This is a genomic window from Bradyrhizobium sp. 160 (assembly GCF_023073735.1).
Taxonomy (GTDB): domain Bacteria; phylum Pseudomonadota; class Alphaproteobacteria; order Rhizobiales; family Xanthobacteraceae; genus Bradyrhizobium.
In genome coordinates this window covers 45,111-65,195 of record NZ_JADPKD010000055.1, presented here as the reverse complement: position 1 = coordinate 65,195, position 20,085 = coordinate 45,111, and the positions used below count along the sequence as shown (strand labels likewise).

Genomic DNA, 20,085 nt, shown 5'->3' with positions numbered 1-20,085 from the left:
GGGGCGGGCGTTGCGGATCCACCTGCGCGCTGCGGTCGCATCCGTTACGCTCCTGCTGCTTGCCGTGCCGCCATGCTTCGCCTGGGAGAGCTGGGGCGGCGATCCCGGCGGCTCGCGCTTCTCGCCATTGCGGGAGATTTCGCCCGGCAATATCGGCCAACTCGTCCGCGCCTTCGAATATCACACGGGCGATCTCACAGCACGCGCGCCCGAGCTGATGCGGCGAACCAAATTCCAGGCGACGCCGCTGTTCGTTGAAGACAGCCTGATCTTCTGCACGCCCTTCAACGAGGTCATCGCGCTCGATCCCGGCACCGGCGTGCAGAAATGGCGTTACGATCCGAAGATCGCGATCAACCAGCGGCCGGCCAATCGCTATGTCTGCCGCGGCGTCACCTATTGGGTCGACGACACGGCGCCGCCGGATGCTGCCTGCCGCGCGCGCATCTTCATGGGCACGAACGACGTCCGCCTGATCGCGCTCGATGCGAAGACAGGCGTTCCCTGTGCCGGTTTTGGCAATGGCGGGCAGATCAAGCTCGATATCGGAATGACCCTGGAATGGCCGGGCGAATTCCAGATCACCTCGCCGCCGGCGGTCGGCCGCGGTGTCGTCGTGGTCGGGTCTGCAATCGGTGACAACCGCCGCGTCGACGCGCCGAGCGGCCAGGTGCGTGCGTTCGATGCGCGAACCGGCCAGCCACGCTGGACCTTCGAGCCGCTCAAGCGCGATGGCATCGAAGCCGGTCACGCCAATGTCTGGGCGCCGATGTCGGTCGACGACAGGCGCGGATTCGTGTTCCTGCCGACGTCGTCGCCCTCGCCGGATTTCTGGGGCGGTAGGCGGCCGGGCAATAACGAGCACGCCAATTCGGTGGTCGCGCTGCAGATTGAGACCGGCGAGCTCGTATGGGCCTTTCAGACCGTGCATCACGACGTCTGGGACTACGATCTGCCGGCGCAACCGACGCTGGCGCGCCTCGACATTGGTGATGGCGAGCGCGACGTCGTGATCCAGCCGACCAAGCTGGGTTTCGTCTTCGTGCTCGATCGCGACACCGGCAAGCCGGTGTGGCCCGTCGAGGAGCGCGCCGTGCCGCAGGGCGGCGCGGAAGGTGAAGCGCTATCACCAACGCAGCCATTCCCGACGCATGTACCGCCACTAACGTCGCAGACGATCTCGACCGACGATGCGCTCTCGCTAATACCTGCACTGCGTCGCTCGTCCTGCGAGCGCCAATTCGCGGAGGCTCACAATGAGGGCCTGTTCACGCCGCCTTCCGTGCAGGGCACGCTGTTGTTTCCGTTCACCGGTGGCGGGGTGAACTGGGGCAGTGCGGCCTTCGATCCGGTCAGCCAGGTCCTCTACGCCAACACCAGCCGCGCCGTTCATCTCATCAAGCTGATTCCGCGCGCGGACGCCGTCGGGTTCAATCCGCCGCCCGGTCACGATTTCGGCCAGCAGCATGGCACGCCGTTCGCGATGACGCGCGCCATGGTGACGTCGCCGCTCGGCCTGCTCTGCAACAAGCCGCCATGGGGCGAGATGGTCGCGGTTGATCTGAAGGCCGGAAAAATCCTCTGGCGCTCGACGGTCGGCACCACCGAGGATCTTGCGCCGCTCGGCGTGCCGCTGCCCTGGGGCGCGCCGCTCGTCAACGGGCTCGCGGTCACCGCAGGCGGGCTCGTCTTCACCGGAGCGATGGACGCCTATTTGCGCGCCTTCGATGCGCAGAGCGGCAGGGAGCTATGGCAGGGCCGGTTGCCCGTCCCGGGCGTCGCCAACCCCATGACCTATCTCTGGCAGGGGGAGCAATATGTCGCGATCGGCGCCGGCGGCCACTCCGAGGCAGGCACGTCGATCGGCGACAGCGTCGTTGCGTTTCGTCTGGCGCGGCCGGGCGAGGGGCCATCGTTGTGGTCACGCACCGTCGATCGTCCCGGTGGACGTTTTCTTGCGGCGTTCTCAGCCATCGCGCTCGCGGTCGTCGCGCTTGTGATCACGGGCCTGCGCTGGCGCCACCGCCGTCGTGTCACGCGATCATGATCGTGTTATGGAGGCGATGCGAACGATCGTTCACATCGCGCGTGCTCACCCCGGCAGCATCGCGAACGCGCTCGACACCATCGCAACCGGCTTGTTGTCGGAGGCCGAGAGCAGCGTGACGCGGCCGAAGCTCATGGTGCGGCCGAGCCGCACCACGCGCGCGTCCGCCAGCACGTCCGACGAGGAGGCTGCGCGCATGAAATGCGTGGTTTGGTCGACCGTGGTCATCGGACGATAGCCGCGATTGGCGGCGAGGATCGCGATCACCATCGCGGTGTCGGCGAGCGCCATCAGCGCCTGGCCGCAGACCACGCCGCCGTTCCGGCACAGCCGTTCCGAGAACGGCATGCGCAAGAGCGCGCCCGGCTGCCAGTCCGGCGCATTCGCTGGCTGTGCGTGCTCGATGCGCTCGACCGAGAGGTCGAGATCCTGGACCCAGGGTGCAAAGACCTCGCCGAGGATGCGTTGCGCATCGGTGATGCCGAACTCGACGTCTGGCTGCGTTTGCATTGCTGTCGTTCCCTCCATTGTTGCCGGATGTTTGGTCTCATTCTGCGCGCATCGGCGCGGCAAAGTCACCCGGTCTGCTGCCGGCCGCGTCGGCTTGAAAATGCCCGACTTTGCCCGATATGATGGCCTTGCTTGGGTAGGGTGGATGATGTTGCGTCGATGTGTCCTGGTCTTTTGTCTGGCCGCGCTCGCCCTTGCGCTGAACGGCTGCACCAGATGCGGCCCGATCTGGGACGACTGGCTACATGCGCCGAAATCATGCAGATCGGACCGGATCTAGCGGCTATGCGGCCCTGAGCTTGCGGTCGGCCGCCACAAGGACGACAAGGCGCGGGCGATCCGCGCTTCGTGGATGATCAAGGAGCGAATGATGAAGCTTTTCCGTATGGCCGCGGTGCTGGCCGTGCTGGCGGGACCGGCCTATGCGCAAATGCCCAATCTCAATTTGCTGCAGGACGGTCCGAGCAAGAGCCCCGAGGAGAAGGCTGCGGAAGCCGAACGTGAAAAGGCCTACAAGGAAACGCTGAAGAAGATTCCGGACTCCAAGGCCTCCAACGATCCCTGGGGCGGCATGCGCTCCGATCCGCCGAAGCAGTCGGCGGCGCCGAAGGCATCGGCCGCGACCAGTGCGCCGAAGAAGAAATCCGGCACGGCTGCCAATTGACCTTTCCGCCGATCGGAGGCGGTGGACGCCTCCGGCCGGGGACTCCTCTTTGCCCCACAGGCCTCTTACATCTCGCAAGAGCGTATTTGCGTAGAGGAGGGCGGGACATGGCCGATCGTCCGCGGGATCTCGCCGAACGGATGGCGCGCCGGCGCAAGATGGGCGGCAAGCCGGACCACGCGACCGGCGACGGCTATCTGCGCGAGACCTTCACGCTGCCACGCGCAGCGGCACGGGCGAGGGCGGAGGCCTTCTTCGCCCGCTACCCCAAGGCGGGCTATATGAGCGCGGTCGAGAGCTGGCGCGAATTGCCCGGCGGCGACATCGAATTCACCATGCGGCGGCTGCCCAGCGCGGATTAGGGTCTCACCTTTTCGAGCGTTTCTGCGACGATGCGGATCCGGAATACCGGCTCCTTGGCCTCGTCCAGCAGCTCCATGTGCCATTCGGAATTTTCCTGGAGCTTGCGGGCGATCCCGGCGGCCATGTCGGCGCAGACGCTGGTCATCTCCTTCCAGGCCGAGTCGCGATCGGCAAATTCGCTCGCCTGGTCCGCGCAGCCGGAATAACGGCCGTTCCGGATTCGAAAGAAGTAGAGCGGCATGGCTGGCACCGATCACGCGTGACGGCCCAACCCCCAAGGCCACGGGCGCGCAGTGCAATCCCAAACCCCGATCAGATCAATTCCGGGCGGCTACGGGATACGCCCCTGGCGAGGCGCCGCACTAGCCGCTTGATCTCACCGGCGGTCTTGCTCAGGCCGTCTTGCGCTCGATCGCCTTGAGCTCGCGGTCGATGCGCAGCTGCACCCGTCGAATCGCCAACAAATCGAGGTTCGGCCGATCTTGATCTGCTCACCGATGCGGAATCGCCAGTGCCAGATTCCGGGAATTGCCGTCCTGGCGACGGTGAATTCGACACCCCTGTGATTCATGGTCACCTCCCACGACTCACTTTCCATGCCTGCAGCATGTTGGGCGCCGTCATATTCCGGGGGACAAGCAAAATCTGCCGGTAAACCCATCGTGGCCTCGCGCGCGGGAAGGGAACTCTGTTCATGGTCGGAGAACCACGGAGTCCATCGCGCCGACGGCATGTGCCTTGCTTGGCCTCATGACGGCAGGCAAACCATGGGCGCCTCATGCTCGGCATTCCCCGCCGCTACTCCCATTTCGTCTTCGGCATCATCCAGTCCGGACTGACCTCGCTGATCGCGGCCGGCATCGCCAGCGTTCCCGCGGGGAGCGCGATGGCCTTCCTCGGGCACTGGATGGTTTCGTGGCTGATCGCATGGGCCGCGATGCTGCCGATCGTGCTGCTGGCTGCGCCCGCGATCCGCGCCGTCTCGCTGCGGCTGACGCGCGAGGAGAAGGACCTGCGACCCGGCCGGCAGGCATGAAAAAAACCCCGCCTGGGGAGAGCCAAGCGGGGAGAAAGTTATTGGAGGCTGAGGTGCTGGGCTGCAACACCATAGCCAAGCGACCCTAGCCGGTTCGGCTTACGACAGCCTGACAGGGCCAAATCGAAGCCGCGTCGGCAATCGCCTTCGTCCATGGGCCGCAAACAGAAAACCCCGCTCGGGGGAGCGGGGTCGTCGGCTGGGTATGGAGGCCCAGTGTTGGTCCACCGAGCACGACGAGAATAGGCGATCAGGCTGACACGCGCCTGACGGGTGTCAGTGAAAGTCGCGGTCGCGAGGCCGCAGACTGGCCCCGCGCCCGTCCCAATTTCGACATCCGGCCGCACAACTGGCGACACACGGGTCGGCAAGATTCCACACCGTCCGGCGCGGCCATGGGGGAACGTGGCGCGGCGGCAACGGGGTGGCATCATGGATAACGTAGAGCGGTCATTCGCCGCCGCGACGGCGGCTGGCTTCGTCGTGCTGGTGATCAGCCTCGTGCTGCTGGCGGTGCTGTAAGGCAGCGCAAGCGCAGGTGCGGGAGCGACCGGGGTCCGTATCGTCGCGGTTTGCCGATGATGAACCGGCGCTTTGTCTTTCAAAAATGGAAAAACAACCCCATGCACAGTAGGCTCTGGGATGATTTCGTCATTCCATCAATGACTTACCGGAGGTATCTTGACACCTTAATCGAGCGAGAAGCGCACCCCCGACGCGCGATGTTGGTTCCCTCGGGTTCACGGCAGCCGTGCGCAGCGGGCCCTGGCGAGCGCTAGTGGAGCTTGACCTCGTCCCAGGGCAGCCGCAGCTCGGCGGCGCGCTCGTCGCGGTCCTTCTTGCGGAACGCGTTCTCCTTGCGCTCGAACTTGATCATCTCTCCTCCTGCGCGGCCTCAGGAGTGGATTGCGCCCGATGACGTCTCGGTGTGCGTCTTCAGTCATGGCAGAGGCCCCGGAGGTGCAGTCTCCTCCCGAAGAAGGCCATAGACCGCGAAAAGGTTCGGTGCCTCAGGATTAAGGATTGTGACGGCTAAGCGAGAGATCCTGGGCAGATAGGACAGTGATACGAACGGTAGTTGCCCGGAATCCACTTGGCATCGGGGTACCGGTACGATGGCTCCCGCCGGGGCTGGCATTTCATCCCGAAACGAGATTGTAACCGGCAAGGGGTCGCTGAAAGGCGGCCCCTTTTCGATTCAGGCGGTGAGTGAATTAGGGACTCTCGGAAAGAACATATTGCGAACCTAGAACAAATGGGGTACATTGCTTTTATTGCCGGCCCGCATCTCAATCGTTTGTCCCCCTAGCGAATCCTCGCCATAAGGAGCACGACCCAATGTCCGCCACTGCCTTGCGTATCGTCGAAGGATCTTCCATGGACAAGAGTAAAGCTCTGGCCGCCGCGCTCTCCCAGATCGAGCGTCAGTTCGGCAAGGGCTCGGTGATGAAGCTCGGCAAGAACGACCGGTCCATGGACATCGAGGCGGTGTCATCGGGCTCGCTCGGGCTCGATATCGCGCTCGGCATCGGCGGCCTGCCCAAGGGGCGCATCGTCGAGATCTACGGGCCGGAATCCTCGGGCAAAACCACGCTGGCGCTGCATACGGTGGCGGAAGCGCAGAAGAAGGGCGGCATCTGTGCCTTCATCGACGCCGAGCACGCGCTCGACCCGGTCTATGCCCGCAAGCTGGGCGTCAACATCGATGAGCTCCTGATCTCGCAGCCCGACACCGGCGAGCAGGCGCTGGAGATCTGCGATACTTTGGTGCGCTCCGGCGCGGTCGATGTGTTGGTGATCGATTCGGTCGCAGCGCTGGTGCCGAAGGCCGAGCTTGAGGGCGAAATGGGCGATGCGCTGCCGGGTTTGCAGGCCCGCCTGATGAGCCAAGCGCTGCGCAAGCTCACGGCCTCCATCAACAAGTCCAATACCATGGTGATCTTCATCAACCAGATCCGCATGAAGATCGGTGTGATGTACGGTTCGCCCGAGACCACGACCGGCGGCAACGCGCTGAAGTTCTACGCCTCCGTCCGCCTCGACATCCGCCGCATCGGCGCTATCAAGGAGCGCGACGAAGTCGTCGGGAACACCACCCGCGTCAAGGTGGTGAAGAACAAGCTGGCGCCGCCGTTCAAGCAGGTCGAGTTCGACATCATGTACGGCGAGGGCGTCTCCAAGATGGGCGAGATCCTCGATCTCGGCGTCAAGGCCGGCATCGTCGAAAAATCCGGCGCCTGGTTCTCCTATGACAGCCAGCGCCTCGGCCAGGGCCGCGAGAACGCCAAGGCGTTCCTGAAGGCCAATCCCGACATCACCGCCAAGATCGAGACCTCGATCCGCCAGAACTCCGGCCTGATCGCCGAGCAGATTCTCGCCGGCACCCCCGAGCGCGACGCCGACGGCGAGGAGCCGACGGAGGAGTAAGACTTACCGCGAAGAATTTTCGCGAGGAGCGGGCGCTGAGGACGTTGAGTTGCCGACGTCGTCAGCGCCCGTTTCGTTTTGCGTTGTCGTGATCGGTAGTGTGATGAAGCGTCTGGTCCTGACCAGTTCGTCGGGCTTTGCTCTCGCAAGATCGAGACTGGCCGAATTCGTCATAATGTTCTCGTTTCGCTTTCAGTGGGGACCCGTGCCTCCACCTGAAATGCGTGCGGCCTATTTTGCGGCACGTTCGGAGAGTCTTGGGCCGGGTGATCACTGGTCGGACTGGGGCATCCATTGGCCTCGCGCCATGAGTCGTCGCAAAGATCTGTCGCTTGTCGATTTCTGCGAACCTTACGATGCGATCGAACTCTGGTTCGATCCAAATCCCGAGGATCAGTTGCAACTTATTTGGCTGCTCGATCACCTCAGATCTCATTCCTGGCCGGCGCAAAAACTCAAAGTGCGCCTTGTGGTGGACGATCTGATCGCGATGAGGGGCGAAAACCTGCGAAAGTCTGCGTCGCATATTCCCGCCTTTAATGTCTCTGCCAGGGAATTCGGGACCGCCGAGGCGGCGTGGCGGGCCTATTGCGAACCGACACCGGAAAGCTGCGTCAATCTCCTCCACAGCGACCTCAGTGCATTACCGATGCTGAGGCCGGCTTTGCTCAATCTGCTGCCAGAACTGCCGTCACCCTCGACAGGGCTTGGTGCGACGGAGATGCGATTTCTGGAACTTCTTTCCAGAGGGTTTGCGAACACGAATTCGTTGTTTCACCTGCGCTCGCATCGGCGCACGTTCGTGTTCGGAGAGACCGAGTTGGCTTGGTTGCTCGAGGGGCGGGCGCTCGGCCCCAATCCCGCAGTGGCCGGTTTGGGCGAGGAACTGCGCACAATCGACCTTAAGAATTTGAGGGCTCGGCATAAAGTCTATCTGCGCAGCCGCCTTTCGCTGACCGAATTCGGTAAAGCCGTCCTGGCCCATCAGGATGATTTCAGCCGCCACAATCCGATCGATCGCTGGTGGGGCGGCACGCATCTGACCAACGACCGGCTGTGGCGGTACGGCCCTGGTTTGACGAGGCCCTGAGGCATGACGCGGTTCATTGTGACAACAGACTCGTCCACTGCCGGCGGGATACAACGCGCCGGTCTCGCCGATCTCGTCATTGCGATCGAGCGTCGGCTGGTCTGGGGACCGCTGCCGTCGGACGCCGAACTCGAGGCGTTCTTTGCGCCACGCACAACGCAGCCGCATAGCCTCCATTGGCTGGACGACACACCATCCTGGCGTCTTGAAAATTCGGGGATGACGGGGCGTGGATTGATCGAGCTGATGGCGGAATGCGAATCGGTCGAATTATGGACAGGACCTGAGCCGAATGCGCAGTTGATTTTGCTGTGGCTGCTTGACCGTTGCGGCGATGAGAGCGGCAGTACCGCGGCGAGAGCGAGTGGAAGGTCACGCTGACAGAGCTCGGGCGTTCACTTGTAGCCCGCGAAGACGATTTGTGGCGCCACAACCCGCTCACACGTTGGTGGGGTGGTACCGAGCTGACCAACGAACGGCTCTGGCGTTGGGACGCCGATGCCCGTTCGTTGATCGCGCCGTAAGCCGCTACTCCGCGGCTTCCGCATAATCGCTCACCGGCGGGCAGGAGCATACGAGGTTACGGTCGCCATAGACGTTGTCGACGCGCCCCACCGGGCTCCAGTACTTGTCGCTGCGCGAGGTGCCCGCGGGGAAGCAGCCCTCGCTGCGGGTGTAGGCGCGATTCCATGCATCATCGGCGATATCGTGCACGGTGTGCGGGGCGTGGCGCAGCGGCGAGGCCTCGATCTTGAAGCGGCCGGCTTCGACCTCGGCGATCTCCTTCCGGATCGCGATCATGGTGTCGCAGAAGCGGTCCAGCTCCGCCTTCGATTCCGACTCGGTCGGCTCGATCATCAGTGTGCCCGGCACCGGGAAGCTCATGGTCGGCGCGTGGAAGCCATAATCGATCAGGCGTTTTGCGATGTCGTCGACGGTGACGCCTGAGGTCGTCTTTAGCGGCCGGGGATCGACGATGCACTCATGCGCGACACGGCCCTTGGCGTTCTTGTAGAGCACCGGGAAGTGCGGATCGAGCCTTGCCGCGATGTAATTGGCGTTGAGGATCGCAATCTCGGTCGCGCGCTTCAACCCTTCGCCGCCCATCATCAAGATATAGATGTAGGAGATCGTGAGGATCGAGGCCGAGCCGAACGGCGCGGCCGACACCGGGCCGACCGGTGCATCCGCCTTGGTCGCGGGATGGCCGGGCAGGAACGGGGCGAGATGTGCTCTTACGCCGATCGGGCCCATGCCGGGGCCGCCGCCGCCATGCGGGATGCAGAAGGTCTTGTGCAGGTTGAGGTGGCTGACATCGGCGCCGTAATCGCCGGGCCGTGACAGCCCGACCTGCGCGTTGAGGTTGGCGCCGTCGAGATACACCTGGCCGCCATGGCCATGGACGATGTCACAAATCTCGCGGATGTGCTCTTCGAACACGCCATGCGTCGAGGGATAGGTGATCATCACAGCGGCGAGGTCGTTCGAATGTTTCTCGGCCTTGGCGCGGAGATCACCAACGTCGACGTCGCCGTTCTTCTCGCAGGCGACCACCACCACGTCCATGCCGACCATCGCGGCCGAGGCCGGGTTGGTGCCATGAGCGGAGGAGGGGATCAGGCAGATCTTGCGGTGGCTCTGTCCGCGCGCGGCATGATAGCCGCGGATCGCGAGCAGCCCGGCATATTCGCCTTGCGCGCCGGAATTCGGCTGCAGTGAGATCGCGTCATAGCCGGTGATGTCGCACAGCCACTTTTCAAGCCGCGCGAACAGCGCGTGATAGCCGGCGGCCTGCTCGCGCGGGGCGAACGGGTGCAGCGTCGCAAACTCCGGCCAGGTCAGCGGCATCATCTCGGTGGTCGCGTTCAGCTTCATGGTGCAGGATCCCAGCGGAATCATCGCGCGGTCGAGCGCGAGGTCGCGATCACTGAGCTTGCGCATGTAGCGCAGCATCTCGGTCTCCGAGCGATGCGCATGGAACACCGGATGGGTGAGGAAAGCGGTCGTGCGCTTCAAGTCGTCCGGCAGCGCCTCGCGCGTCTCGGCGTCGATCTCGGCATAGGCGAGTGTGCCGCCGAAGGCGCGCCAAACCGCTTCCACCGTTGCAGGCGTCGTGGTCTCGTCGAGCGCAATGCGAAGCGCGGTTTCACTGATGCCGAGATTGATTGTCTCGGCGGTCGCGCGCGCAATGATCTCGGCACGCTTGGCGCCAGCATCGACGCTGAGCGTGTCGAAGAAGGTCTCCGACTGGAGCGCAAAGCCGAGCCTGCGCAGGCCGGTGGCGAGCACGGTCGCGCGGCGATGCACATCTTGCGCGATCTGCGTCAGGCCCTCGGGGCCGTGATAGACCGCGTACATCGAGGCGATCACGGCGAGGAGCACCTGCGCGGTGCAGATGTTGGAAGTCGCCTTCTCGCGGCGGATGTGCTGCTCGCGGGTCTGGAGGGCGAGGCGATAGGCCGGCATCCCGCGCGAATCCACGGAGAGGCCGACGATGCGGCCGGGCAGCGAGCGCTTCAGCGCGTCGCGCACCGCCATATAGGCCGCATGCGGTCCGCCATAGCCCATCGGCACGCCAAAGCGCTGCGCCGAGCCGATCGCGATGTCGGCCCCTAGCTCGCCGGGCGAGGCGAGCAGCGTCAGTGCCAGCAGATCGGCGGCGACGATCGCGAGCGCGCCCTTGGCGCGCAGTGTCGCGATCGCGGGACGCAGGTCCCGCACCGCGCCCGACGAGCCCGGATATTGCAGCAGCGCACCTAGCACGTCACTCTTAGCGAGATCGGTGAGGGGATCGCCGACGATCAGGCTCCAGCCGAGCGGCTCGGCGCGGGTGCGCATCACCGCGAGCGTCTGCGGATGCACGTCCTTGTCGACGAAGAAGGCTTTTGCCTTCACCTGTGAGTGCCGCTCGGCGAGCGCCATGGCTTCGGCCGCCGCGGTCGCCTCGTCGAGCAGCGAGGCGTTGGCAACGTCGAGCCCGGTGAGGTCGCAGATCATGGTCTGGAAATTGAGCAGCGCCTCGAGCCGGCCCTGGCTGATTTCGGGCTGGTAGGGCGTATACGCCGTGTACCAGGCCGGATTCTCCAGGATGTTGCGCTGGATCACCGCGGGCAGGATCGTGCCGGAATAGCCCTGGCCGATCAGCGAGGTGAAGACCTTGTTCTGCCGCGCGAGCTCGCCCATATGCGCGATCGCCTCGGTTTCGCTCAAGGCTTTGCCGAGATCGAGCGGGGCGGCCTGCCGGATCGAGGCCGGCAGCGTCTCCCCCATCAGCGCATCAACGCTTTTGGCGCTGACGGCCTCGAGCATTGCGGTGACGTCGCGCGTCGAGGGGCCAATGTGGCGGCGAACGAAGTTGGCGGCGGTGTCGCCGTTGGATTTGCGGTGCGCGGTCATCATAGGGTCCTCGCTAGGAGTTGCTGTCATCGTCCGTCTTGTGCGCACTTGCGCACAGGGGCGGACGATCCAGTACGCCGTGGCCCCTCGGCTCTAGCCGAAGCGGCTCCGTCGACTGGATGTCCCGCCTTCGCGAGGCATGACAGTGAGTGTGAGGCGGCTACTTGCTTCATCTCACGCCGTATGCGCTTTGTACGCAGCGTCATCCATGAGGCCGCCGAGCTCGTTTCTGTCGGCAATCTTGATCTTGAAGAACCAGGCCGCGCCCTGCGCATCCGTGTTCACCAGCGCGGGCTCGGCCGCGAGTGCGGGATTGGTCTCGAGCACCTCGCCCGTAACGGGCGCGTAGACGTCAGAGGCGGCCTTGACGGATTCCACGACCGCGGCGGCTTCCGCCTTCTTCAGCATGCGGCCGATCTTGGGCAGCTCGACAAACACGACGTCGCCGAGCTGCTGCTGCGCGTAATCGGTGATGCCGACGGTGGCGATGTCGCCCTCGATGGCGAGCCATTCGTGGTCGGAGGTGTACAGCGTCGTGGTCATTGTCGAATCCTCAGCGTTTGTAGGTGTTTTTCACGAAGGGCATGGCGGCGACCTCGACGGCTAGGCGCTGGCTGCGCACCTCGGCGAACAGCTTGGTGCCGAGCGCGCTCTGGCGCGTGGGCACATAGCCCATCGCCACCGGCGCATTCAGGCTCGGGCCGAAGCCGCCCGATGTAACCTTGCCGATCGGCTCGCCCGCCGTCGCATCCGCAAACAGCAGCGCGCCCTCCCGCACCGGCGCGCGTCCCTCAGTGCGCAGGCCGACGCGGCGGCGGGATGCACCCTGGTCGAAATGGGCGAGAATCTTCTCAGCGCCGGGGAAGCCGCCGGCGCGCGTCCCACCGCTGCGGCGGCTCTTCTGCACCGACCATTCCAGCTCGGCTTCGACCGGCGTGGTCGTGGTGTCGATGTCGTGGCCGTAGAGACAGAGCCCGGCCTCCAGCCGCAGGCTGTCGCGGGCCCCGAGCCCGATCGGCATCACGTCCGGGTTTTCGAGCAGCGTCCTGGCGAGCCGCTCGGCATCGCCGGCGGGCACGGAAATCTCGAACCCGTCCTCGCCGGTATAGCCCGAGCGCGAGACGAAACAGGGGAGGCCGGCGACCTCGCGCGGGCCGGCATCCATGAATTTCATGGACGGCGCCTCTGCACACCATTTCGCCAGCGCCGTTTCCGCCTTCGGGCCCTGGAGCGCGATCAGCGCGCGGCCGTCCAGCGGATCGATCACGCAGTCGTCGGAGAGATGCGCGCGCAGATGCGCCTCGTCCGCGTCCTTGCAGGCGGCGTTGACGACCAGGAACAGGTGGTCGCCGAAATTGGCAACCATCAGATCGTCAAGGATGCCGCCATCCGCATTGGTGAACTGGGCGTAGCGCTGCCGTCCCGGTGCAATCGCCAGGATATCCTGCGGCACCAGCCGCTCCAGCGCGCGGGCGGCGTCCTCGACCTTGCCGGATTTCGGCCGGAGCGCGATCTGTCCCATGTGGGAGACGTCGAACAGGCCCGCGGAGGCGCGGGTGTGGAGATGCTCCTTCAGCACGCCCGCGGGGTACTGCACGGGCATGTCATAGCCCGCGAACGGCACCATCTTGCCGCCCAGGGACACATGCAGGGCGTGGAGCGGGGTGTGTCGGAGGGAATCGTGGTCGTCGGGTGCAGGCATTACAGGGGCCCTCGGCGGTTCCCCGGGGACGATTCCCCGGCAGCAACCCATCGAAGCCCCATCTGTCGCTGTGCCTGAGAGTATTATCCCGTCGGCGGACGCTGTCCGGGTCTTAACCCCGTCGGCGCCTCTTTCCAGATGTCGTCAAAGCCACGCGGTCCTTTTGCCTGAGAGTTTCCGGGGCGGTTGCTCCTTCGGCGCCGGCTGCCTAAAGCCGGTCTCTCCCGACGTGGCCGTACGATAGAGATATGTAAAGACCACAGCCTGGCCAAGCCTGTCAACGCGGCCGGCATCGGCTTTCAACCGGGATTGCGCGACCGCGGCAACCTACTGATCTGCTTGCACATCTCCTTGCACAGTTTCTGGACAGCGAAGCTGGCCTTGTCTAAAAGCGCTTTGGCCCGCAGATATCAGCCTTTAGCGTCTGTTTGGATGGCGAGAAGCGGGCCCAAGCATACCCGATTGGATGAACATGAGCGGCGTCAACGAGATCAGGTCGACCTTTTTGAACTTCTTTGCCGAGAACGGCCACGAGATTGTGCCGTCCTCGCCACTCGTGCCGCGCAACGATCCGACCTTGATGTTCACCAATGCCGGCATGGTGCAGTTCAAGAACGTCTTCACCGGCGTCGAGAAGCGGCCCTATCAGCGCGCCACCACCTCGCAGAAATGCGTGCGCGCCGGCGGCAAGCACAACGACCTCGACAATGTCGGCTACACCGCGCGCCATCTCACCTTCTTCGAGATGCTCGGCAACTTCTCGTTCGGCGACTATTTCAAGGAGCGCGCGATCGAGCTCGCCTGGAAACTGATCACCAGCGAGTTCGGGCTGAAGAAGGACAAGCTGCTCGTCACGGTCTACCACACCGACGACGAGGCGGCGGGCCTGTGGAAGAAGATCGCCGACTTCTCCGACGACCGCATCATCCGGATTCCGACTTCGGACAATTTCTGGGCGATGGGCGACACCGGCCCGTGCGGCCCGTGCTCGGAGATCTTCATCGACCGCGGCGAGCACATCTGGGGCGGGCCTCCGGGCTCGCCCGAGGAGGACGGCGACCGCTTCCTCGAATTCTGGAATCTCGTCTTCATGCAGTACGAGCAGGTGACGAAGGAGGAGCGCGTGGGCTTGCCGCGTCCCTCGATCGACACCGGCATGGGCCTGGAGCGCATGGCCTGCATTCTCCAGGGCGTCGAGAGCGTGTTCGAGACCGACCTGTTCCGCAATTTGATCGACGCGGCGGCGTCCGCACTCGGCAGCGGGCCGAACGAGCAGACCGTCGCCTCGTTCCGGGTCATCGCCGACCATCTGCGCTCCTCGGCCTTCCTCATCTCCGACGGCGTGCTGCCCTCGAACGAGGGCCGCGGCTATGTGCTGCGCCGGATCATGCGCCGCGCGATGCGCCATGCCCAGCTTTTGGGCGCGAAAGAACCGCTAATGCATCGCCTGGTCTGGGCGCTGGTGCGCGAGATGGGCCAGGCCCTTCCGGAACTGGTCCGCGCAGAGAAGCTGATCGAGGAGACGCTGCGGCTGGAAGAGACCCGCTTCCGCAAGACGCTGTCGCGCGGACTTGCCATCCTCGATGAGAAGAGCGCGTCCTTGAAGAAGGGCGACATGTTCGACGGCGACGTCGCCTTCACGCTGTACGATACCTACGGCTTCCCGCTGGACCTGACGCAGGACGCGCTGAAGTCGCGCGGTATCGGCGTCGACCAGGCGGCGTTCTCTGATGCGATGGAGCGTCAGAAGGCCAAGGCGCGCGAGTCCTGGAAGGGTTCTGGCGAGGCGGCTTCCGAAGCGATCTGGTTCCCGCTGCGTGAGAAGCTGGGTGCGACCGAATTCCTCGGCTACGAGACCGAGAGCGCCGAAGGCGTGGTTTCCGCGCTGGTCAAGGACGGCAAGGAGGCGGGCAGCCTCAAGGCCGGCGAGACCGGCGCGATCGTGCTGAACCAGACACCGTTCTATGCGGAATCCGGCGGCCAGGTCGGCGACACCGGCGTGCTGCTCGGCGAGGGCGGCATCAAGGTCCGCATCACCGACACGCAGAAGAAGCTCGGCGATCTCTTCGTCCATATCGGCACGGTCGAGAGCGGCGAAGTGAAGCTCGGCACCGCGCTCCAGCTCGAGGTGGATCATTCGCGTCGTGCGTCGATCCGCGCCCACCACTCGGCGACGCACCTCCTCCACGAGGCGCTGCGCCAGGTGCTCGGCGACCACATCGCTCAGCGCGGCTCGATGGTCGCGCCCGACCGGCTGCGCTTCGACTTCGTGCATCCGAAGCCGATCACGGCGGAGGAACTCGCCCGCGTCGAGGACATCGCCAACGACGTGGTGCTGGAGAACGACGAGGTCACCACGCGTATCATGGGCGTCGATGAAGCCCGTGAGGCGGGGGCGCGCGCCCTGTTCGGCGAGAAATATGGCGACGAGGTCCGCGTCGTCTCGATGGGCAGGACCGCACGCGAGCGCGGCGCCAACACGCTCGGCTGGTCGGTCGAGCTCTGCGGCGGCACGCATGTGAAGCGGACCGGCGACATCGGTCTGATCACGCTCACGAGCGAGAGCGCGGTCGCCTCAGGCGTGCGCCGCATCGAGGCGCTGACCGGCAATTATGCGCGCAAGCACGCCAATGACACCATGGCGCTGGCGAAGATTGCGGCGAACGAGCTGCGCACCTCCATCGACGACGTGCCGGCGCGCATCGCCGCGCTGATGGAGGAACGCAAGAAGCTCGAGCGCGAGCTCTCCGACGCACGCAAGAAGCTCGCGATGGGCGGCGGCGCGTCATCGAGCAACGGCGCGGCGGCGGGCGTGCGCGAGGTCGGCGACGTCAAGCTGATGGCGCGCGCGGTCGAGGGCATCGAGATGAAGGATCTCAAGAGCCTTGCCGACGACGGCAAGAAGCAGATCGGCTCCGGCGTCGTCGCTATCGTCGGCGTCACCGAGGACGGCAAGGCCGGTGTCGTGGTCGGCGTGACACAGGATCTGACCGCGCGCTTCAACGCCGTGAACTTGGTGCGCATCGCGTCCGAAGCGCTCGGTGGCAAGGGCGGCGGCGGCCGGCCCGACATGGCGCAGGCCGGCGGCCCTGACGGCGCCAATGCGGCCGCGGCGCTCTCGGCGATCGAAAAGGCGATGGCAGGCGCTTAAAACCCCGTGTCCCCCCCCGCATGATGCTTCCTCGGGCACAGGTCTCGTCGTTGCGAGGAGCTCGCGACAAAATTGCAGAGCAAATTTGCGCTGATGCGACGAAGCAATCCAGTGTCCGCCGTGGAGACAGTCTGGATCGCTTCGCTTCGCTCGCAATGACGGTTGAGGCGAGACGCCGGCTTACGCTGCCAGCGCCTTCGTGAGGTTCTCGGCGACCTTGTCGAGGAAGCCGGTGGTCGAGAGCCAGCGCTGGTCGGCGCCGACCAAGAGCGCGAGATCCTTGGTCATGTAGCCGGCTTCGACGGTGTCGACGCAGACCTTCTCCAGTGTGTTCGCGAACTTGGCGAGCTCGGCATTGTTGTCGAGCTTGGCGCGATGCGACAGGCCGCGCGTCCAGGCGAAGATCGAGGCGATGGAATTGGTCGAGGTCTCCTTGCCCTTCTGGTGCTCGCGGTAGTGGCGGGTCACCGTGCCGTGGGCGGCTTCGGCTTCCACCGTCTTGCCGTCGGGGGTGAGCAGCACCGAGGTCATCAGGCCGAGCGAGCCGTAGCCCTGCGCAACCGTGTCGGACTGCACGTCGCCATCGTAATTCTTACAGGCCCAGACATAGCCGCCGGACCATTTCAGCGCCGAGGCCACCATGTCGTCGATCAGGCGGTGCTCGTAGGTCAGGCCCTTGGCGTCGAATTCCTTCTTGAACTCGCGGTCGAAGATGTCCTGGAAGATGTCTTTGAAGCGGCCGTCATAGACTTTCAGAATGGTGTTCTTGGTCGACAGATAGACGGGGTAGCCGCGCAGCAGGCCGTAATTGAAGGAGGCGCGGGCGAAGTCGATGATGGAGTCGTCGAGATTGTACATCTCCATGGCGACGCCGGCGCCCGGTGCCTTGAACACTTCCTTCTCGATCACGGTACCGTCCTCGCCGACGAACTTCAGCGAGAGGGTGCCCTTGCCCGGGAACTTGATGTCCGTGGCGCGGTACTGATCGCCATAGGCGTGGCGGCCGATGATGATCGGCTTGGTCCAGCCGGGAACGAGACGCGGCACGTTCTTGCAGATGATCGGCTCGCGGAAGATCACGCCGCCGAGGATGTTGCGGATGGTGCCGTTCGGCGACTTCCACATCTGCTTGAGATTGAACTCCTTCACCCGGGCTTCATCAGGGGTGATGGTGGCGCATTTGACGCCGACGCCGACCTTCTTGATCGCCTCGGCGGCGTCGATGGTGACCTGATCGTTGGTGTGGTCGCGGTATTCCATCCCCAGGTCGAAATAGAGCAGCTCGACGTCAAGGAACGGGTTGATCAGCTTGTCCTTGATGTACTGCCAGATGATCCGGGTCATCTCGTCGCCATCGAGTTCGACGACGGGATTGGATACCTTGATTTTTGCCATGATCGGGGAAGCCTCTTGGAAACGGCGCTTTGGGCGCGCCACGGGTATATCCGGCGCCTCTTAGCACCGCCGCGCGGCGGGCGAAAGCCAAGGGATTATGCACTTTTAGCCCATCCAGCTTCCGCAGATGGGAAGCGGCAGCCGGCTCCCGGCCGGGCGGGGACTGACGTTCCAGGCGAGATTCAAAAGTCGAATCCAACCCGTTATTTCCCTTGAGAATTCTGTCAGGACAGGCAAACGACAAGCGGCGATGCGGCCGGTCCGCTGGGCCGGCCTGAATCAACTCCTGAAGCGGCCTCTGCAAGGCCTTGAGAGACAGCGTGAAAGCGAAGTGAGATGTCGGGGACTGACAAGAGCAAAGCGGGGCTTTCCCTCGACGGCCCCATCGTGATCCTGGTCGAGCCGCAGCTCGGGGAAAACATCGGCATGGCCGCGCGCGCCATGGGCAATTTTGCGCTTGCCGCCTTGCGCATCGTCAATCCCCGCGACGGCTGGCCCAACATCGCCGCGCAGCGCGCCGCGGCCGGCGCCGACCACATTCTGGAAAAGGCCAAACTGTTTGCGACGGTGGAAGAGGCCGTCGCCGATCTCGATCTGTTGTTCGCCACCACGGCGCGCGCCCACGACCAGGCCAAGCCGGTGGTCGGGCCGGAGGCGGCAGCGGCCGAGATCTCGGGTCACATCGCCACAGAGGGCAAGGCTGGTATCCTGTTCGGCCGGGAGCGCTGGGGCCTCACCAACGAGGAGGTCGGGCTCGCCAACCGTATCATCACCTTCCCGGTCAATCCTGGCTTTGCCTCGCTCAACCTCGCCCAGGCCGTGCTGCTGGTCGGCTATGAATGGTTCAAGCGCGCCACGTCAGGCGAACTGCCGCACGGCATGCCCGAGCGCTCCGAGCGCGCCTCGCAGCACCAGATGCAGGCCTTCTTCGACAACCTCGTGCGCGAGCTCGACAAGGTCGAATTCCTGCGCCCGGCCGAGAAGCGCGACACCATGCTGGTGAACCTGCGCAACATCTTCACCCGGATGGAGCCGACCAAGCAGGACATGCACACGCTGCACGGCGTGGTGATGGCGATCGCGGAAGGCCGCAAGGGCCCGGCCAAGGGCGGCGTGCTCGACGGCGAGCAGGCGACGCGCCTGCGCGCGCTCTTGGCCGAGCACGGGCAGGGCGGCAGCGTGCCTGACAGCGGCTCGACTGTGCGCGGGCTCGCGCGCCTGCTCCGCCGCAACCCGACCGACGCCGAGCGCCTGCTGTGGCAGGCGCTGACCCGCGACCGCCGCTTCGCCGGCCAGTTCAAGCGCCAGACCCCGGTGGGGCGGCACATTCCCGACTTCGTCTCGTTCCCGCACCGGATCGCGATCGAGCTCGTCAACGCGGGCGAGGGGGAAGCCATCGCGGCAGATCGCGCGTCGCGGCGGGCTTGGCTCGAGGCGCGGGATTATCGCGTGCTGGAGATCCGGACGGCCGATGTGGAGCGTGATATGGAGGCGGAGCTGGTGCGGCTGCAGGGAATGATGTCGGAAGGATCGAGCGCTTCGTAGCAGGTAACCTCAGACTGGGTGCCACCGTCGAATGAAGACTATTGGCTGCCTTCGTCGAGCAGTGTCTTCGCGATAACGTTGCTCTTGTCGCAGACGCTGGAGAACGCGCGGGGAGGGACATCATCGACGAGCGGGCGGTCGGGCAGTTCTCGGACTTTGCCGTCACGAGGCGAGGCGCCGGTGTGAAGCGCTAGCCTCATTTATTGGCACGCTTCGTGCCTCCCAAAGCGGCAGGCCGGCACGATGCCGAACCAAAAGGAGACCCTGGCATGAAACGCGAAGACCTCACCGAAAAGCTGCTCGACATCAAGCGCGAAAAGGGCTGGAGCTGGAAATACATCTGCGAGAAGATCGGCGGCTATTCCGAAGTGCTGATTACGGGCGCGATCCTCGGCCAGATGAAATTGACAAAACCGCAGGCCGCCAACGCCGGCGAGCTGTTCGGTCTGTCGAAGGCGGAAGTTGCGATGCTCAACGAGGTGCCGATGCGCGGCACCGGCACGCCGATGCCGCCGACCGATCCCCTGATCTACCGCTTCTACGAGATGGTGATGGTGAACGGCCCGGCCTGGAAGGCGCTGATCGAGGAAGAGTTCGGCGACGGCATCATGTCGGCGATCGACTTCGACATGGGAATCGAGCGCGTTGCGAACCCGAAGGGCGACCGCGTCAAGATCACTATGAGCGGCAAGTTCCTGCCGTACAAATATTACGGCGCCAGCGGCAACGTGCCGGAATACGGATTTAGGGAGGAGTGAT

Annotated in this window: 16 protein-coding genes and 1 riboswitch; of the genes, 10 read left to right on the top strand and 6 right to left on the bottom strand. The window is 64.6% G+C overall.

The window, feature by feature from the left end:
* Positions 1-10: 10 nt before the first annotated feature.
* Entirely contained in the window at positions 11-2,047 is a 2,037-nt protein-coding gene (locus IVA98_RS22075) for a pyrroloquinoline quinone-dependent dehydrogenase (protein WP_524536396.1), read from the top strand.
* A gap of 45 nt (positions 2,048-2,092) precedes the next feature.
* On the opposite strand, the gene IVA98_RS22070 is transcribed toward IVA98_RS22075, so the two are convergent.
* On the bottom strand, positions 2,093-2,557 hold the full coding sequence (locus tag IVA98_RS22070; protein ID WP_247296521.1) for a PaaI family thioesterase: 465 nt from the start codon (positions 2,555-2,557) through the stop codon (positions 2,093-2,095).
* 370 nt (positions 2,558-2,927) lie between these two features.
* Here IVA98_RS22070 and IVA98_RS22065 point away from each other — a divergent pair, with 370 nt between their 5' ends.
* Positions 2,928-3,221, top strand: a complete 294-nt coding sequence (locus tag IVA98_RS22065; protein WP_247296522.1) for a hypothetical protein — start codon at positions 2,928-2,930, stop codon at positions 3,219-3,221.
* A 107-nt stretch (positions 3,222-3,328) separates the two neighbouring features.
* Positions 3,329-3,583 (top strand): hypothetical protein, encoded by a 255-nt coding sequence (locus tag IVA98_RS22060; RefSeq protein ID WP_247280663.1) that lies wholly within the window; start codon positions 3,329-3,331, stop codon positions 3,581-3,583.
* Here IVA98_RS22060 and IVA98_RS22055 read toward each other — a convergent pair.
* On the bottom strand, positions 3,580-3,825 hold the full coding sequence (locus IVA98_RS22055) for a DUF6894 family protein (RefSeq protein WP_247280664.1): 246 nt from the start codon (positions 3,823-3,825) through the stop codon (positions 3,580-3,582). The genes IVA98_RS22060 and IVA98_RS22055 overlap by 4 nt on opposite strands.
* 537 nt (positions 3,826-4,362) lie before the next feature.
* On the opposite strand from IVA98_RS22055, the gene IVA98_RS22050 reads away from it, so the two are divergent.
* From IVA98_RS22050 to IVA98_RS22035, 4 genes are all read left to right on the top strand, one after another.
* On the top strand, positions 4,363-4,620 hold the full coding sequence (locus IVA98_RS22050; RefSeq protein ID WP_247296524.1) for a DUF2798 domain-containing protein: 258 nt from the start codon (positions 4,363-4,365) through the stop codon (positions 4,618-4,620).
* Positions 4,621-5,958: 1,338 nt separating this feature from the next.
* Positions 5,959-7,047, top strand: coding sequence for a recombinase RecA (gene recA, locus IVA98_RS22045; protein WP_247280668.1), 1,089 nt, complete (start codon positions 5,959-5,961; stop codon positions 7,045-7,047).
* A gap of 103 nt (positions 7,048-7,150) precedes the next feature.
* Positions 7,151-8,137 (top strand): hypothetical protein, encoded by a 987-nt coding sequence (locus IVA98_RS22040; protein ID WP_247296526.1) that lies wholly within the window; start codon positions 7,151-7,153, stop codon positions 8,135-8,137.
* A gap of 3 nt (positions 8,138-8,140) precedes the next feature.
* Positions 8,141-8,518 (top strand): hypothetical protein, encoded by a 378-nt coding sequence (locus IVA98_RS22035; protein WP_247334465.1) that lies wholly within the window; start codon positions 8,141-8,143, stop codon positions 8,516-8,518.
* Between the two features lie 147 nt (positions 8,519-8,665).
* Here IVA98_RS22035 and gcvP read toward each other — a convergent pair whose 3' ends face one another.
* The 3 genes from gcvP to gcvT form a co-directional block, all read right to left on the bottom strand.
* Positions 8,666-11,533, bottom strand: a complete 2,868-nt coding sequence (gene gcvP / locus IVA98_RS22030; RefSeq protein WP_247355550.1) for an aminomethyl-transferring glycine dehydrogenase — start codon at positions 11,531-11,533, stop codon at positions 8,666-8,668.
* Positions 11,534-11,707: 174 nt separating this feature from the next.
* Entirely contained in the window at positions 11,708-12,076 is a 369-nt protein-coding gene (gene gcvH / locus IVA98_RS22025) for a glycine cleavage system protein GcvH (protein WP_247296532.1), read from the bottom strand.
* Positions 12,077-12,086: 10 nt separating this feature from the next.
* Positions 12,087-13,235, bottom strand: coding sequence for a glycine cleavage system aminomethyltransferase GcvT (gene gcvT / locus IVA98_RS22020; RefSeq protein ID WP_247296534.1), 1,149 nt, complete (start codon positions 13,233-13,235; stop codon positions 12,087-12,089).
* A 146-nt stretch (positions 13,236-13,381) separates the two neighbouring features.
* A riboswitch (glycine riboswitch) is annotated at positions 13,382-13,472 on the bottom strand.
* Between the two features lie 235 nt (positions 13,473-13,707).
* Between gcvT and alaS the strand changes: the two genes are divergently transcribed.
* On the top strand, positions 13,708-16,386 hold the full coding sequence (gene alaS / locus IVA98_RS22015; RefSeq protein WP_247296535.1) for an alanine--tRNA ligase: 2,679 nt from the start codon (positions 13,708-13,710) through the stop codon (positions 16,384-16,386).
* Positions 16,387-16,566: 180 nt separating this feature from the next.
* Here the strand turns inward: alaS and IVA98_RS22010 are convergent, their stop codons facing one another.
* Positions 16,567-17,781: an NADP-dependent isocitrate dehydrogenase gene (locus IVA98_RS22010; protein WP_247280674.1), complete on the bottom strand. Its 1,215-nt coding sequence runs from the start codon at positions 17,779-17,781 to the stop codon at positions 16,567-16,569.
* Positions 17,782-18,117: 336 nt separating this feature from the next.
* Between IVA98_RS22010 and IVA98_RS22005 the strand changes: the two genes are divergently transcribed.
* Together IVA98_RS22005 and cynS are read left to right on the top strand one after the other, a co-directional pair.
* Entirely contained in the window at positions 18,118-19,326 is a 1,209-nt protein-coding gene (locus IVA98_RS22005; protein WP_247355512.1) for a TrmJ/YjtD family RNA methyltransferase, read from the top strand.
* Positions 19,327-19,595: 269 nt separating this feature from the next.
* Positions 19,596-20,084: a cyanase gene (cynS, locus tag IVA98_RS22000; RefSeq protein WP_247296540.1), complete on the top strand. Its 489-nt coding sequence runs from the start codon at positions 19,596-19,598 to the stop codon at positions 20,082-20,084.
* The last annotated feature ends 1 nt before the right edge of the window (position 20,085 follow it).